The sequence below is a fragment of the Bacillus sp. ISL-7 genome (assembly GCF_018613065.1).
Genome location: NZ_JAGGQW010000050.1, coordinates 189,185 through 207,019, shown reverse-complemented (window position 1 = coordinate 207,019; position 17,835 = coordinate 189,185). Strand labels below are relative to the sequence as shown.

Below are 17,835 nucleotides of genomic sequence, written 5' to 3'. Positions count from 1 at the left end.
CAAGTAAAACCGCGGACAAAACCGCTATTTTTATGGGAAATGGGGGAAGGTAAATGCAAACTGTATACTTAGTAGAGGCACTTAGAACTCCGATAGGGTGTTTCGGTGGTTCATTGAAAGATGTAGGAGCTGTACAACTTGCAACAGATGTTGTTAAGGAGGTGTGGCAACGATCTGGTCTTTCGGCTGAATGCATTGATGAGGTAGTACTAGGTAATGTACTAAAATCAGGACTCAAAGGAAACCCAGCAAGACAAGCAGCTATCCATTCTGGGATACCTGTGTCTGTACCAGCCATTACAATTGATAAACAATGTGCATCTGGATTGCGCGCTATTACTTTAGCCTACCACCAAATTCTTGCAGGAGATTCAAGTGTTGTAATTGCGGGCGGGACAGAAAGTATGAGTAATGTCCCGCATTTGGTGATGAATGCAAGGTGGGGACAGAAATTGGGAGATTTACGGACAGTGGATGCACTCTTTCATGATGGACTTCACTGTGCAATAGAAGGTTACCATATGGGGATTACAGCTGAAAATTTAGTAGAACGCTATCATATTTCTCGAGAGGAACAAGATGTTTTTGCCTTAGAAAGCCAGCAAAAAGCAATTAAAGCTAAAGAACATGGTAAATTCGAAAAAGAAATTATTCCTGTTGCTATTAAAAGCAAGCATGGTTCTACTTTATTTACAGAAGATGAGAATATAAAAAATACTAATCTGGAGAAATTACTAACTCTGAAACCAGCTTTTAAAGAAAATGGGACGGTGACAGCTGGAAATGCTTCGTCATTTAATGATGGGGCAGCTGCAGTCATTGTTGCTTCTGAACAAGCTGTAAGGGAATACGGCTTAAAACCACTTGCCAAAATTCGTTCGGTTGCTAGTGCTGCTGTTTCTCCTTCTATCATGGGCATTGGCCCAGTCCCGGCAACACAAAAAGCCTTAACGAGAGCAAATCTTACAATACAGGATATTGAATTGGCAGAGCTCAATGAAGCATTTGCAGCACAAGTGCTGGCAGTTAATAAGGAATTAGGTTTGCCAGAGGAGATTATTAATGTTAATGGAGGAGCGATAGCATTAGGTCACCCAATCGGTTGTTCAGGTGCACGGATTGTGGTTACCTTAGTTCATGAATTAAGACGTCAAAAGAAACAAATTGGATTAGCATCCTTATGTGTAGGCGGTGGACAAGGCGTTTCAATCATCATTGAAGCAGTATAATATATTGTCTTCAGTTAAAGGCAAATGAATGATAAAACCTAGATGAGCAATGGTTGATCTCTGATCCCCATAACCGCACAGTGATTCCTCCACTCGTGCGGTTTTTTTTAGTTTGGCTTTTCATTGGAAACATTTACATAGATATTTGTCAGAAAATTCGAATGTATGGACATCTCGTTTAATAAAGTAAAAGTAAACGGGCGAAAAAAGGCTTTTTAGCCGACAAACAGCCGGCAAGTTTCATATTACGTAAAGTAAAAAAATATGTGCTTTTTAAATAAAAGGGAGGGGTTAAATGCTGCATATTGTAGCCTGTATTAAGCAAGTGCCTGACACTAAAATTATCAAGATGAACCCAAAAACAAACACGATGGACCGCAGGACGGCGCCTGCGATATTGAATCCGTATGATGCACATGCAGTTGAAGAGGCGGTTCGTCTAAAGAATAGGTATGGGGGAATCGTATCTGTTGTAACAATGGGGCCGCCTCCAGCGGTTACCGCAATTAAAAAGTGTATTGAAATAGGCGCCGATGAGGGCTATTTAATCACGGACCGCCGGTTTGCGGGTGCAGATACATTGGCAACGAGCTATGCCGTGACAAAGGCGATTGAAAAAATAGGAAAACAACAGCCCGTAGATTTGATCATTTGCGGAAAAATGTCCATTGATGGAGATACCGGGCAAGTCGGACCCGGAATTGCAAGAAGGCTCGATATTCCACCGCTGACTTCTGTGAACAAAGTAGTGGAAATCAATCAAGAAGAAGGATTTGCCATTGTCCATCGCAAGTTCGAGGATGGATATGAAGTCGTCCGTTCCACATTGCCGTGTTTGTTTTCCGTTGAAAAAACAATCAATGAAGTGCCGTATTCTCCGTTTCCAAACATGATAAAAGCTGCCAGATATAAACCTCATATCTGGTCTGTTGATGACCTGGAAGAGGTTGATGTGAAGCAGCTTGGTTTGAAGGGATCTCCAACGATTGTCTCCAAAGTTTGGGCTCCACAAAAGCCGGCAGGGGGAACGTTCCTTGAAGGCAACCCAATGGCACAAGTAGAGCAGTTGGTCTCTGTCATGCTTGAAAAGAAAGAGTTGTTTGAATCAAAGGAGGAAATGTAATTGGATTTCCAAGATTATAAAGGTGTTTGGGTATTCATTGAACAAAAAGATGGAGTGGTGGCTTCTGTATCCCTCGAACTTTTGGGGGCCGGTCGAAAGTTGGCAGACAAACGGGGAGTGGAATTGGCCGGTATTCTAATCGGGGAAAATGTTAAACATTTAACGAAGACCGTTTTTGAATACGGAGCAGATACAGTGTATGTATATGATCAACCCATCTTTAAACATTACAGGACCGAGTCCTACATGAAGGCGCTGCTGGAATGCACGGAAAAATATAAACCAGAAATTATCCTCTACGGGGCCACCTCAACAGGAAAAGACCTGGCAAGTGCGGTAGCCACCGATATGCCGACAGGTTTAACGGCGGATACAACGGAGCTGGATGTTGAAGAGGAAACAGGGTTACTATTAGCGAGCAGGCCGGCTTTTGGCGGAAATATTATGGCAACCATTTTATGTAAAAAATACCGACCACAAATGGCGACAGTACGCGCCAAAGTCATGAAAGCTCTTACTCCTCAATCAGGGAGGACGGGCAAGACGGTTGAAGAAACAATATCCCTAAAGGAAGAAGATATTCGGACAAAAGTCTTGCAAATTGTAAAGGAAACTATAAAGAAAGTTAGAATCGACGAAGCGGACATCATTGTTGCAGGCGGAAAAGGATTAGGGAGTTTCGAGGGATTTCAGTTAATACACCAATTGGCGGAAACTCTTGGAGGAGCGGTTGGTGCCAGCAGGGATGTGGTGGAAGCGGGTTGGATCGATCACGCTCATCAAGTAGGGCAAACCGGTGTGACGGTAACGCCAAAAATTTATTTTGCAATTGGAATTTCCGGTGCGATTCAACATATTGTAGGAATGAAAAATTCCGGTTTAATTATTGCCATTAATAAGGACAAAGAAGCCCCAATTTTTCAGAACTGTCATTATGGAATTGTTGGCGATGCCTTTGAGATTGTTCCTTTACTAATCGAACAGTTTAAAAAGGCTTTATCCAGAGACAAGGTAAGCAATACAAGCGCAGGTTGATGTAATGATTCCGGGGCGAGAAACATAAAATAGAAATTCTCAAAAAGGTCGGAGACGTAAGTTCCCACAATGAATTATTTGTTATTCACAATATCTCTATAATAAAGCCTCACGGTGAATTTTTTCACTCATGAGGCTTTTTCCTATATATGCCTATAATTGAAGCCTAATGAAATCTGAAATTGATGGATAAATAAAATAGCTAATTGGAAAGATAAAATAATTAAATGGGGATATTTTATGATAAAAACAGCCTTTTGCCATCATTATCTTTAATTCCATTCTTAAGTGCAGAATAATTAATGATATTTGGCTGTTTACAATCCTTTTTAGCTGCTGTTTTATACTAAAGTTGAGTTCAAATACAAGATGGTTAAACAATATCAGTAAACAGGAGATTTAAATGGATGATACACTTATACCAATTCTGAGAACAGGTTTCAGCTTTTTGCTTTTAATACTTGTTACTCTGGTTATTGGAAAGCATATTAACTCTCATAAAAACCACTATAGCTTTGCTTTATCCGTTACAATTGGTTCCTTTATAGCGAACATGGGGTTTGATACGAATTTAAAGTTCAAAGAAATATTAATTTCATTTCTTGTATTAGTTTTAATGTTTTATTTGTTCATGGTGTTATCTTCTAGGAGTCGAAGTTTTAGAAAATGGTTATCTGGTAGACCAACCCTGCTAATAGAAAAAGGAAAATTACTAGACGATAATATGAAAAAGGTAAAGTTCTCGATTGACGACCTTAATCAGCTATTAAGGGAAAAGGATATTTTTAATATATTTGAAGTGGAATACGCATTACTAGAAGTGAACGGGGAATTATCCATTCTGAAAAAGATACCGTATCAAAATGTAATAAAAAAAGATTTAAATTTGCCCAATTCATCAGAGTCGCTGCCAGTTGAACTAATTATGGACGGGAAAATCATCGAAAAGAACGCTGCCGGCATCTATAACCGTGAGTGGATTGAAGCTGAATTCAAGAGAAGAAATTTACGAATAGAAGAAATTTATTATGCTGTAGTCAATAGCGGTGGTTACCTTTTTGTAGACAAATATGAAGATAAAATAAATTCACCTACAGATGTTGAATAATTTGGAAAGGCTAATTGAAAATAGGAAGGCAACCATTAGGTTTATACGAACAAAAAATCCCCGGAATTTATCAAAAGGGGATATTTTGTTTGCATAGGAAAAGCCCAGTAGTAAACAACTACCAAAAAGGTCCAACTGGTATAATCGCTTCTTTATGTTGATTTCCTATCATCCTTACTTAAATGAAAAAGCATATACAACTGCTTAGCAAGAAATTGCGGTGTATAAGGCATGTCCTTACGCAACCAAGCTACGATCGTGCCGATAAGAGCTGAAGAACCGTGCCAAATGGCAATATCCCTTTGGATATCGGTAGTAGCGAGCAAGGAGTCTATCTCCGTTCTCTCTGTTATTGATTTTGTAAGGATATTTAATAACCGCTCTGTAAAGATTGGCGTTCGTGTGGAACCAAGAACCACTTTATAGAATTTGGCATTCTCGGCTATATGCTCAAGCAGGTTCACAAGCTTCAATGAATCAATTTCTTCAGCGGATTTCATGTTTGTTGTCGTACTCATCATAATGCACTCAATATCCTCGGCCATTTCCTGTGCCATTTTCTCCATCAAGTCTTGTATATCATGATAATGCAGATAAAACGTAACACGGTTGATGGTTGCGCGTTCCGCAATCCGATTAACCGTTATTTTATTAATTTCCATCTCCTGCAACAAATCTATAAAAGCGTCCTTGATTAATTGGCGCGTACGAAGTATACGAGGATCTACTCGCTTCTTTTCATTGTCCTTCATGTCTAATCACCCTTCCTATTAATTGGTAATTTACAATAATTTTAGTTCTGTCTATTTTTTTGGGCTTTCTCAACGAAATTGAAATAAATGATAACTAATTTACAGTTTTTAAGAAATTGTCTGTTGTCAGAACCAACGATCTCATTATAAAGTAATTTATACAATGTTAATTATTAAACACATTGTAAAAAATGTCTATATTCAAAACAGAAAGGATAGGAGAGAATTGAATAATAATCCTAAAACTGGCACAAATTCGATAAAAAAAGGTCCTATTATGTTCATTATGATCTTAGGTGCTTTCATTGCAACCTTAAACCAAACACTCATGAGCGTCGCTACTCCAGAATTAATGGTTGAATTTAAAATCACAGCTGCAACAGCACAGTGGTTAACGACAGGTTACATGCTGGTAAACGGTGTCTTGATTCCCATTACCGCTTACTTAATGCAGCGATTTACCACCCGTCAGCTTTTTCAAGCGTCCATGTTTATCTTTCTAGCTGGGACCATCGTTTCTGCTATTGCAGCGGGATTTCCTTTATTATTGACCGGACGCATGATTCAGGCGGCAGGTGCAGGAATCATTATGCCGCTGCTTACGAATGTCATTCTGACCATCTTTCCTCTCAATAAACGAGGAGCAGCCATGGGGATGGTCGGGCTTGCAATTATTTTCGCCCCAGCCATTGGTCCTACCATAGCCGGCTATATTATTGAAAACTACAAATGGGAAACAATGTTTTACGGAATGATTCCATTTGCTGTCATTGTTATTGTACTGGGATTCATTTATCTCCGAAATGTATCCGAACCATTCAAGACTAAACTCGATATCCTAAGTGTTGTCCTCTCTACCATTGGTTTTGGTGCCCTACTATATGGTTTCAGCCGAGCTGGAAGCCTTGGATGGTCAGACATGGAGGTACTAAGTACGATCGCAGTAGGCATCTTGGCCCTAGCACTCTTTTCATGGAAGCAGATGAAATCGCAAAATCCGCTGCTTGACTTGCGTGCATTCAAGTATAATATGTTCTCCTTAACGACCATTATCAATATCGCGGTTACGATGGTGATGTATGCAGATATGATGCTGCTACCGCTATACCTCCAAAATACCCGTGGTTACACAGCTATTGAGTCCGGTCTTCTCCTTCTTCCGGGTGCGCTAATAATGGGTTTCCTTATGCCAGTTACAGGGAAGTTGTTCGATCGCTTTGGCGCAAAATGGCTAACTGTTATCGGAATGATAATTACCATTCTGACAACGATGGGCTTTACCAACTTGACAGATTCGACAAGCTATACCTTTTTGGTTCTGATGTCAACAGGGCGTCGCATTGGGATGGCCTTGATGCTGATGCCTTTACAGACCGCTGGTTTGAATCAATTGCCACAAAAGTTAAGTGCTCACGGAACAGCCATAAGCAATACCATTCGGCAAGTGGCTGGTGCCGTCGGAACTTCACTTCTCGTTACCGTTATGTCAGACCGAACGAAATCACATCTGCAGGATATGGCTCCTAATGCAGCTGCTAAAGGCTTTACCCAAGGGCAGCTTATTAAGGAAGCCACCATTCAGGGTATTAATGACGCCTATCTTGTCATTATTGGGATTGGCATCATCGGATTACTACTTTCCTTCTTTATCAAGAAGGTAAAACAAGCTTCCGAAATAGAGCCCAAAGCAACTTTGGGAAAGGTACCACAAAGAAGCTTGGAAACTACCTAACTTAACCAACATCCATTGTATGGAGAAGTTTAATAGAGAATAGAAAATTATAAACAATTGGAGGAATTGATATGAGACTTCAAAATAAGGTTGCCGTAGGGGCGCATTCAAGCAGGATTAGGAATAAATCCACGTGTAGGTAAACCAGAAGAAATTGCAAATATAGCTCTTTTTCTTGCTTCTGATGAATCAAGCTTTGTTAATGGAACAGTTATTACGGGGGATGCAGGTTGGACCGCTTATTAATTTAGTACATTTATAAATGTGTTAAAACCGTCGAGATTTATCTTGACGGTTTTTGTTTTTTTTAGTTTATGAAACATTGTTCTTAAACTAAACCAGCAAATAGTTTGTCAACATTTTTAATAAAAAGATTAATAACCTCATGCGTTTTTAATTTGTATAATACTTGACGATATGATTGTGTCCGAGAAGTAAATATCAATATATTATTTTGTTTTATATTTTTGTATAATACATAACAAGAGTCTATATATCGGGATAAAATGCGTATAACTGTTGGGAAAGCCCAGTAAATGTCACTGATAACATCCTTTTGAAAGGGTATTCATCATTGTAAATAAATTTTTTACTTCAAATTAACAGGAGGGATAGATCATTTATTGGTTTTTTAGAAACAAATCTTTATATTTTAAGCTTATTTGTATATTTATAACAATTATCTTACTATCTATAACCATCTCAACAGCACTACCAGCTCATCAATATTCAAAGCAGATTGAACAGCAAGCGAATGTTCATACGAGGAAAGATATTGAGCAAGTGAAAAAAAATATTGAGTCACATATTAAGGAATTAGAAAATATTACAGAGTATTTAAGCAGGACCGAAAATGTAAGCGATTTTTTGCTCGTACAAAAGTTCTCTGCTGGTCTGCAATCTAAAATAAAAACGCAGATGAAAATGTATACGGATACACACCCAGAGATTGCTGGGGTTTTAATAGTTAACAAGTCCGACTTGTTAATAAGTAATGAAATGTCTAGAACAACAAGGGATCCTCTAACCAATGCGAGTTGGTATAAGCAAGCAGCTAATGCTCCTTCTGTGATTCATTTGGAAAGCAGGCCAATCGGCAGGAACCTCACCACAAGTCCAAAATACAGCGCGGATGAAGTGCTGTCAGTTACCAAAGCGGTCATAAATGAAAAAACAGGTGAAGTTTTGGGAGTTATTCTGATAGATTGGAAGCTTGATACAATTAATAATGAAATCCGGAACATGGGCTTTGGTGCGCATGGATTTGTATACGTTATAGATGAACAGTCTCGTATAGTGTATACCCCAGTTAATAAAATCGTTTATCGTATAAAGGATTCTTGGTTCAATAATAGAAAATCAGGAAGTTTTATTAAAAACATTCAAGATACTGATTTCCAGGTGATGTATGACTACTCTGAATATACTAGATGGAAGATTGTTGGAGTTTTCTCAATTAATGAAACCCTTGCTTTTATAAAGGATATGAGATGGACTGCTGGAATTATTGCAATGGTTGTGTTGATTCTGGCAATTTTTGCAGCCGCTTTTTTCACATCGTCGATTACAAGGCCTCTAAGTCAACTTAGCTCGCTAATGAAAAAGGCAGCACAAGGAGACTTGGACAATAAATTTGAAAGTAAAAATGAAGATGAAATTAAGCAGCTTGGAGACAGTTTTAATAGCATGATTGAATCGATTAAAAACCTTCTCAATCTGATTAATTTGATAGAGAAACGAAAGCGTGAGGCAGAGTTAAAGGTTCTGCAAGAGCAAATTAAGCCTCATTTTCTTTACAACACATTTGATACCATTAAGTGGATGGCCATGGAATATCAAGCAAAGGACATTATGGACGTGATTGATGCGTTGACAAAACTTTTTCGGATTGGGTTGAGTAAGGGAAAAGAAAGTATAAAGGTATCAGAAGAGATTGAGCACATAAAAAGTTATCTGATTATTCAGATGACTAGATATGAGGATAAATTTGATTATGTTATCGATGTACAGGAGGAGGCTAAAGAACTTTTTGTTCTTAAACTCATCTTGCAGCCTTTAGTAGAAAACTCGATTTATCATGCGATTAAAACCAAGAGAGGTCGAGGAAAAATATTAATTCAAGTAAAGATCATTGATAACAAGCTATTTCTATGTGTAACGGATGATGGAAATGGAATGAATCCAGAAATGATAACAAAATTAAATCAACGTCTGCAAAAAACAGGGATGATTGGCGGTGCAGATTCGGGTGGATATGGCATGTTGAATGTAAATGAAAGAATTAAGCTCTCTTTTGGAAATGGATATGGTTTAATCGTTCACAGCATAGAAAATAATGGTACAACGGTAGAGATTTGGCACCCAATCGTCCGAGAGGGGTAAAGCTGATAGGTTTTTCTTTCATTTTATTAGGGGGAATGGAAATGTTGAAATTACTTATTGCTGATGATGAACCTAAAATCATTAGAGGGTTGAAAAAATCTCTGAATTGGGATGAATGGAATATACAAATTGCAGGTGAAGCTCAAGATGGGGAGACTGCATTTGAATTAGCCCTGGAGGTTAAGCCTGATATTCTTTTTTTGGATATCAATATGCCTTTCCTTAATGGATTGCAATTGATTGGAAAACTGAAAAAGGTGCTGCCTTCTTCCATTATTATCATAATCAGTGGACATGATGAATTTTCTTACGCACAGGAGGCCCTTCGATTAAATGTATTTGAATACTTACTAAAACCAGTTAATCCTGATGACCTGAAAAGAACTGTTACCAAAGCGGTCAACCATTTGAATGAATCTAGAAGAAGTAATCAATTGGTCCAATGGATGAATGAGCAATTGGAAGAGAATGTCGATTTGGTTAGAAACAGCTTTCTTTGCAAGTGGGTTAAAGGGCAGTTAAATGAAGAGGAAATTCATAAGCAGCTCCACTATTTTCGTCTGGATTGGGAAAAAGTTGGGATTTTTGTAATTAAGCCAAACAGGATAGCTGTAGAAGGAAATATCGGAGATGCTTGGGAAATGGACCTATTGTTTTTTAGCATGCAAAACATTATCGATGAATTACTCGATGCTTTCGAGCCACGTGTTGTTTTCCGGGATGAAAGCAATCATATCGTAGCAATGATACCTACGGAAGTGTTAGAGCCAATGGATCTGTTATGTGACCAATTTGAAGAGGTTATCGAAAAGCTGACAGGTAAAAAAATAATGATAGCCAAAAAAGTTGTAGAAAAGCCACCAACCGAAATCCCAGATGTTTATAGTAATTTCATCAAAGAGCTTAACGAACAATCTATGATTATGCCAGTGGTTATTTTGGCTAAAAGATATATTGAGAGACATTACTACAAACAAGATTTAACCCTCCAGGAAGTAGCTCAAGAAGTTAATGTTAGTCCAAGTTATTTAAGCCGGCTTTTAAAGGAAGAATTAGGTTCTTCCTTTATCGATTACTTAACCCAAGTCAGGATTCAATATGCGATTAAATTTATGGAAAACCCATCATACAAAATTTATGAAATTGCGGATAAAGTCGGTTATAATACTCAGCATTATTTTAGTACAGCTTTTAAAAAGGTAATGGGTGTATCTCCTTCTAATTATGTTAAGGAGGTAGGGCATTAGTGAAAGCCGGGTTTCGGATTAAGAAAAGATATTGGATGACAATTTTAGTCTTAATAATCCTTGGATGGTTTGGCTTTAAAGCAGCGCATGCTTCTCACAAGTCGAATGAAGGGACAAAATTTGTTATAGGTGTGTCCCAGGCAAATTTAACTGAACCTTGGCGAGTCGCTATGAATAATGAAATTAAAAGTGAATCAGATCGATATAAAGATTTGCATGTGATTTATACTGATGCCGCTCATAGTATTGATAAACAGAAGCAAGATATTAATAAACTACTTGATTTTGGGATTGACTTGTTGATTATCTCCACTAATGATTCCAAAAGTTTAACACCTATAATCGCCAAGGTGCATAAAAAAATACCGGTTATCGTCTTAGGTCGAGCAATCGACGGGTATGATTATAGCTTATTTATTGGACCAGCCAATGAGGTCATTGGCAGAAACGCCGGGCAATTGGTGGCAGATCTGGCTGGAGATAAAAAAGTAAATTTAGTAGAAATACAAGGACTCTCCCAATCACCTCCAGTGATTGAAAGAAGTAAGGGCTTCAAAGAAATAATCGAAAATCATCCTAATATTCACCAGGTGGATACGATAGTTGCAGATTGGAATCGAGATAAAGCCGAAGATGAGGTAATAGAGAGGCTAAAAAAGAACCGCAAAATCAATTTCGTCTTCGCACATAGTGATGCAATGGCTCTTGGGGTACATAGGGCATTAGAAAAAAAGGGAATTCAAGGAGTTAATATCATTGGCGTGGATGGACTAGAAGGTGATGATGGAGGACTTGATTTGGTTAGACGTAACATTTTGAAGGGGACCTTCGCCTATAGGACTGGTGGCAATGAATCAATTCAGTATGCGATGGATCTTTTACAAGGCAAATCTGGTATTCCCAAAAAAATACTTTTGCGTGTGAATAAAATTACGAAAGAAAATGTGGACCAATACGTACAAACAAAACAAAATACATTGGATGAACCTAAAAAACTAAAAAAACATATTGTTTTAGGATTTGTACAAGTGGGCAAAGAGAGCAGCTGGAGAGCGGCAAATTCCTCCTCGATTAAAAAAGCTGCCCAAGACTTTGACATTGATCTTAAATTTAAAAATGCGAATCAAAGTATAGATAATCAAATTGAAGCTATTCGAAACTTTATTAAGGAGCGGGTAGACGTTATTGCATTTTCGCCGGTTGTCCAAACCGGGTATGAAGAGGTTTTAAGGGAGGCTAAACGGGCCGGAATTCCTGTTATCTTGACGGATCGTGAATTGGACTTTAATGATGATTCACTTTGGCTGACTTCTATTGGCTCCGATTTTCAAGAGGAGGGTAGGAGAGCTGCGAGATGGCTTCTAGGATTTACCAAAGGAGTAAAGAAGGATATTAATATTGTAGAATTGCAGGGAACACAGGGGTCTTCACCAGCGGTTTATCGGAAAAGGGGATTTGAAGAACTGCTAAAAAATAATACAAACTATCACATCATCGCTTCCCAATCAGCAGATTTTACGAAAGAGGCAGGTAAACGTGTCATGAAAGAGATGTTGGAAAGGTATGGGGATAAGATTCAGGTCGTTTACTCCCATAATGATGACATGGCACTGGGAGCGATTGAGGCAATTGAAGAGGCTGGGAAAAGGCCTGGGAAAGATATTTTGATTATTTCAGTAGATGCAACCAAAGAAGCATTTAATGCCCTATTTTCAGGTAAATTGAATTTGACGGTGGAGTGTAATCCATTATTAGGACCTGAATTAATGAAAGTGATATTAGATTATCAAGAAGGAAAAGAGATTCCAGTCAAAATCGTTACAAAGGAAGGGATTTTTAGTCAAGACAACGCCAAACGGGAATTCATTAATCGGGCATATTAATTCTTGAACTATACAAAGAACTCGAAAAATAACAAAAAAAGATATAAATCAAAAACAGGGGTAAAATAGTACAGAAGTTTATAAACTTTTGAAGTTTTCTATAAATACAGTTACAACTTTTCTAATTAGAATAAAACATCTAGTGAATAGACCTTGAAACCACGTTAAAAGTGGTTTTAAGGTCTATTTTTCTTTTTTGTATACTTAGTTAAACTAGTAAGCAAAGTTTCTATTGATAAAATTTTGCTATAAAAATAATGTGTTGTATTTTATAAAATATCGTAGATTTTTATAAAGATTGTCTAAAACTGATTTGATATACTCTCACATATGAAAGCGTTTAAATATTATTTTTTAAGGAGGTATTACACAACCCTATGAAAAAAGTAGTTTCGAAAATTATGTTATCAACACTACTATTATCATCCTTTTCAACTGCAGCCTATGCGGATAACCCTATCATTAAGGATAAGTTCACCGGAGACCCGGCTGCGCTCGTTCAGGGTGACAAGGTTTATCTCTATGCAGGACACGATGAAGCGAGTGCGGGTGGAAATTTTTATTACATGCCAGAATGGGTCATTTATTCTTCAACTGATATGGAGAATTGGAAACAAGAAGGATCACTTAGCGTCAAGGATACCTTCTCATGGGCAAGGGAAGATGCCGCATGGGCGAGTCAAGTAATCGAGAGAGACGGTACCTTTTATTGGTATGTAGCCACTAATAATAAGGACGGTAGTGGATATTGTATTGGTGTAGCTACCTCCCAAAGTCCAACTGAAGGGTTTAAGGACGCACTTGGAAAGCCATTGATTACCAATCAAATGACGACCTCTAACATTTCATGGGATGATATTGATCCTACAGTATTGGTGGATGGTAACGGACAGGGGTACCTATACTGGGGAAATTCGTATCCATACTATGCAAAGCTCAAACCGAACATGATCGAGCTAGACGGGGATATTCAAAAGGTTACAATCAATAACTTGAAAGGTGGTTTCACAGAAGCTCCGTGGATTCATAAACGGAATGACAAATATTATTTATCATTTGCTCATAATTGGCCAGAAGGACTAGCTTACGCAATGAGTGAGAGCCCTACCGGTCCATGGGAATATAAGGGAATGCTTATGGATCCGTTCACCTCAGACCCTAATGATAAAAACAATAGTAATACTAGTCATCAATCCATTATTGATTTCAAAGGAAAGTCGTACATTATTTATCATACCGCTGCTTTGCCAACTGGAAGTTCATACAGACGCTCAGTCTCAATCGATCGATTATACTACAATCCCGACGGCACAATAAAAAAAGTTGTCCCTACTTCCACAGGCTTGGATGGTGAAGGACAAAAGCTGCAGTCGTACAGTTTCCTAGACCGCTATATTAGGCACTATAACAATGATGCACGGATTGATCCTTTAGACGTATTAAATATTTCAAATTTTGATGCCAGATGGCAGATAGTCCCTGGACTAGCGAATTCAGGAGAGGAGTATGTTTCCATTCAGTCTGTGAATAAGCCAGGATTCTATTTAAGACATAGTAATAATGACCTCGCACTTGTAAAAAATGACGGTACAGATTTATTCAAAGCTGATGCCACATTTAAAAAGGTGCCTGGTTTATCGGATCCAAACTGGGCTTCCTTTCAGTCATATAACTTCCCGAATTTATATATTAAGCAAAAGGATTACTTATTGAAGTTAGAGCAAGTGAATACCGAAGGGGATAAAGAGAATGCAACTTTTAAGATCTCAGAAGCAAATGTAAAGGATGTCCAACTGAATATCGATAGTCTTACACTGCAACAAAATAATGAAAGCAGTTTGTCTGCTGTTGTATTACCAAGTAGTGTACTTAATCAAAAAGTGATTTTTACATCCAGTGATCCTAATGTCGTATCCATTTCTAATTCTACTTATAATCCTGAAGATGGAAAGACAACCGTTACAATTGCTGCGAAATCTCCGGGTAAGGCTGATATTATTGCTACAACCGACGAAGGACAATTCGCTGATTCGGCTACAATTACTGTAGAAAAACTGATGCCTGCAACTATAAAGGATTTAAAAATATCTGTGAATAAAAGAAAAGTTCTAATTGAAGGCTATTTGACAAAGAAAAAAGGGACGGATGTAGCCGTTAGAGTTACAGCGCCAAATGGTAAGTTGGATTATCTTGATCAAATTACCACGGAAGACGACGGTAAATTCAGTTATGTCTTTACACTTTCGAATCATGCAGCAGGTAAATATGATGTCAGTCTCGGTGCTGCAGACTTAAGTGAAATAGTGAATACCAGCTTCCAATATAAGCCCGGACCACAAAATTAATGAATATCTTGAAATACTTAACTAGGTATCTATGCACTAGTTTAGGAGAAACAATCTAATCTAAAAAGTCAATCTTATGTAAGAATCATAAGGAGGGATTAAATATGAAGTTAAAAAAAACAATTCATTGTGCACTGGCAGTTACACTTTTGTCGGTTCCAACAACGATTATTCCTTCGTGGGCTGCTACAATAACACCAGAAACAACAAGTGCTGTTGACCAGGCAACTGGGAGTGCTTCAGTAACGGAGGAAGGTCTCACAACTTGGTATAAATTCGATCAATTAAACGGGACATCAATAACTGATGCCTCTGGTCATGGCAAGGATGCCACCGTTATGAACGGGGCTTCCTTGGCTACAGTGGCAGGCAGGACCGGTATTGATCTTGAGCATACGAAAAGCCAATATGTCCAGTTGCCAAAAGGTATTATGAGTACACTGGATGATTTCACCATCTCCACATGGGTATATCTGGATTCAAAAACAGGAAATTGGACTCGAATTTTTGATTTTGGAACCGGAGCTAATGCAGGGAAAATTTTCCTTACAGAAAACCTGTATTTGGATGTAGTAGGACGAGTGGCAGATGCCACTCCGAGTGCCCCGAAGGTCAGTGAATGGACGCATATCGCTATCAGCAAATCAGGAACAGCTTACACAATCTATGTTAATGGCAAGGTTGGTGCGACAGGAACTACAACCAAGAAACCATCTGATTTTGGAGAAACCGCCTATAACTATATTGGAAAATCGAATTGGCCTGATCCTTATTTAGACGGTAAAGTGAGTGATTTCCGCATCTATAATAGAGGATTGAGTGGAGAAGAAATCCAGCAGGTTGTCTCTGAATCTATGACGGATCAAGAAGCCGTTGGGAAAATTGCAGGAACATTGAGCGTCGGTGATACTTCAAAAGTAATTCAAGATTTAAAATTACCTGTGCCTGCTGACTATGGGGTATCGATCTCTTGGAAATCGGATTCTCCTTCTGTTATTTCCGATACCGGTGTAGTGACAAGACCTGCAAAAGACCAAAAGGATGCAAGAGTTACCTTGACAGCGACAATTAGCCGGAATGGGTATTCAGAAACGAAAAACTTTACGGTCACTGTGCTGGCTGACAGCATCGTGTCTATTGAAGACGTAAATCTTAGAACATTGGTAGATTTCCCACCTAAGCTTCCTAGGAAGGTAACAGTCCACCATTACGATGGTCATACCGAGCAACTTGATGTAGATTGGAACTCTATTTCAAATGATGATTTCTCACACACTGGGAAGCTTGAAGTTAAGGGCTCTGTCTATGGTACCAAAATTCAGCCTGTTGCCAATATAAGTATTACTAAGATTGCTAAAGTTGACGAGGTGAACGTTAAGACAAAACAGGGCACCGCGCCACAGATTCCATCTACTGTAGATGTACATTATAGTGACGGATCCACTGGAACACTTAATGTGGATTGGGCTGAAGTGAACAAACAAGATTATACCAAAACCGGAACCTTTACCGTTAAAGGGGAGGCGACAACCTATGAATATACTGACCCATTGATTGAGCAAAGAGCAGATCCTCACATTTTTAAACATACTGATGGCTATTATTATTTCACAGCATCGGTTCCTGAATATAACCGCATTGTTTTGCGGAGAGCAAAAACTCTTCAGGGCCTTGCCACAGCAGAGGAAAAAGTAATTTGGACCAAACACGCTACAGGGGATATGGGAGCGCATATTTGGGCCCCTGAAATCCATTTTATCGATGGAAAATGGTACATTTACTTTGCAGCGGGAGCAGCGGAAGATATTTGGAAAATCCGTCCATATGTTCTCGAGTGCGGAGATGCGAATCCACTTACAGGAACATGGACAGAAAAAGGCATGATGCAAAAACCAGCAGGCAGTACGGCCTTCACCAATTTTTCCTTAGATTCCACCACATTTGAGAACAATGGCAAACGTTATTTCGCCTGGGCACAGAAGGATGGCGGAAATTCGAATCTTTATATCGCTGAAATGAGTAATCCATGGACAATTACAGGGAAACCGGTTATGATCTCCACTCCGGATTACGCTTGGGAAAGACAGGGATTTTGGGTCAATGAGGCACCGAGTGTATTAAAGCGGAATGGAAAAATATTCATGACTTTTTCAGCAAGCGCCACCGATGCTAACTATTGCTTGGGGTTATTGACCGCTTCGGATACTAGTGATTTATTAGATCCTAAGTCATGGAACAAATCACCAGAACCAGTGTTGAAAAGCGATGAAACAACGGGCCATTACGGACCGGGACATAATGCCTTTACTGTAGCGGAAGATGGGAAAACGGATATCCTGGTTTATCATGCCCGCTCCTACAAAGATATCCAAGGGGATCCCCTGTATGATCCAAACCGGCATACTAGGGTGAAGAGAATAACATGGAATGCTGATGGTACACCGAATTTCTCAAGTGTTCCTGTAGATGGAGCCGTACCTGGACCTGCTATTTCAGTAAAGGCGAATGTGACTGTTGATGACAATGCGGAATTTTCGGTGGTCACTGATTTTAGTTCAAAACAACTACATCCGAAGGAAAAATTAAGTGCTAAAGTTCAGGTTACGAGCAACAAGAGCACTGCTCAGTCTATTTTAGTGACAATGGCTCTGTACGACAGTGATAATCAACTGGTGGACATCCAGTCTCAGACCCAAAGCATCGCAGCTGGTTCTAAGTCTTCTTTCTCTTTGAGCATGAAGATGCCTGCCAAAGTGGATGGTCACAAAGTGAAGGTCTTTGTGTGGGAAGGAAATGAAATTGAATCCTCTTCACTAAAGCCTGTATCGTCACCAAAAGTTTTGCAATAATAAAAAAATCAGGGCTAAGCTATGCTAGTCCTGATTTTTTTGTAGATGAACCTAAGGATCCAAATTACCTTTGAGCATTATGCTTCAACAAAAAATAGCCAATTATTATAAACAATCCATGTTTTTTATAAATACAGCTTTTGTTTATTT

General features: G+C 38.7%; 11 protein-coding genes and 1 pseudogene. 11 read left to right on the top strand and 1 reads right to left on the bottom strand.

From position 1 onward, the window contains the following. Positions 1-53 precede the first annotated feature (53 nt). From J7E66_RS21390 to J7E66_RS21375, 4 genes are all read left to right on the top strand, one after another. Positions 54-1,229 carry a thiolase family protein gene (locus tag J7E66_RS21390; protein WP_215003527.1) on the top strand — a complete coding sequence of 392 codons (1,176 nt, stop codon included), beginning with the start codon at positions 54-56 and terminating at the stop codon, positions 1,227-1,229. A gap of 295 nt (positions 1,230-1,524) precedes the next feature. Continuing rightward, positions 1,525-2,352, top strand: a complete 828-nt coding sequence (locus tag J7E66_RS21385) for an electron transfer flavoprotein subunit beta/FixA family protein (RefSeq protein ID WP_215003525.1) — start codon at positions 1,525-1,527, stop codon at positions 2,350-2,352. Beyond that, positions 2,353-3,387 carry an electron transfer flavoprotein subunit alpha/FixB family protein gene (locus J7E66_RS21380; protein WP_215003523.1) on the top strand — a complete coding sequence of 345 codons (1,035 nt, stop codon included), beginning with the start codon at positions 2,353-2,355 and terminating at the stop codon, positions 3,385-3,387. Between the two features lie 403 nt (positions 3,388-3,790). Then, positions 3,791-4,495, top strand: coding sequence for a DUF421 domain-containing protein (locus tag J7E66_RS21375; RefSeq protein WP_215003521.1), 705 nt, complete (start codon positions 3,791-3,793; stop codon positions 4,493-4,495). A gap of 152 nt (positions 4,496-4,647) precedes the next feature. On the opposite strand, the gene J7E66_RS21370 is transcribed toward J7E66_RS21375, so the two are convergent. Next, positions 4,648-5,247, bottom strand: coding sequence for a TetR/AcrR family transcriptional regulator (locus J7E66_RS21370; RefSeq protein WP_215003519.1), 600 nt, complete (start codon positions 5,245-5,247; stop codon positions 4,648-4,650). A gap of 277 nt (positions 5,248-5,524) precedes the next feature. On the opposite strand from J7E66_RS21370, the gene J7E66_RS21365 reads away from it, so the two are divergent. The 7 genes and pseudogenes from J7E66_RS21365 to J7E66_RS32655 all read left to right on the top strand — a co-directional run bounded on the left by J7E66_RS21365 (position 5,525) and on the right by J7E66_RS32655 (position 17,685). After that, positions 5,525-6,979, top strand: a complete 1,455-nt coding sequence (locus J7E66_RS21365; protein WP_374103874.1) for a DHA2 family efflux MFS transporter permease subunit — start codon at positions 5,525-5,527, stop codon at positions 6,977-6,979. A 111-nt stretch (positions 6,980-7,090) separates the two neighbouring features. After that, positions 7,091-7,225, top strand: a pseudogene (locus J7E66_RS21360) (SDR family oxidoreductase); the annotation flags it as partial. 369 nt (positions 7,226-7,594) lie between these two features. After that, entirely contained in the window at positions 7,595-9,361 is a 1,767-nt protein-coding gene (locus tag J7E66_RS32660) for a cache domain-containing sensor histidine kinase (protein WP_308162561.1), read from the top strand. A gap of 41 nt (positions 9,362-9,402) precedes the next feature. After that, positions 9,403-10,608, top strand: coding sequence for a response regulator transcription factor (locus J7E66_RS21350; RefSeq protein ID WP_215003513.1), 1,206 nt, complete (start codon positions 9,403-9,405; stop codon positions 10,606-10,608). Continuing rightward, entirely contained in the window at positions 10,608-12,491 is a 1,884-nt protein-coding gene (locus J7E66_RS31955; RefSeq protein WP_308162555.1) for a substrate-binding domain-containing protein, read from the top strand. The genes J7E66_RS21350 and J7E66_RS31955 overlap by 1 nt, the downstream gene beginning before the upstream one ends. 377 nt (positions 12,492-12,868) lie before the next feature. Then, positions 12,869-14,836 carry a family 43 glycosylhydrolase gene (locus tag J7E66_RS21340; RefSeq protein ID WP_215003510.1) on the top strand — a complete coding sequence of 656 codons (1,968 nt, stop codon included), beginning with the start codon at positions 12,869-12,871 and terminating at the stop codon, positions 14,834-14,836. Positions 14,837-14,940: 104 nt separating this feature from the next. Then, on the top strand, positions 14,941-17,685 hold the full coding sequence (locus J7E66_RS32655) for a family 43 glycosylhydrolase (protein WP_308162554.1): 2,745 nt from the start codon (positions 14,941-14,943) through the stop codon (positions 17,683-17,685). The last annotated feature ends 150 nt before the right edge of the window (positions 17,686-17,835 follow it).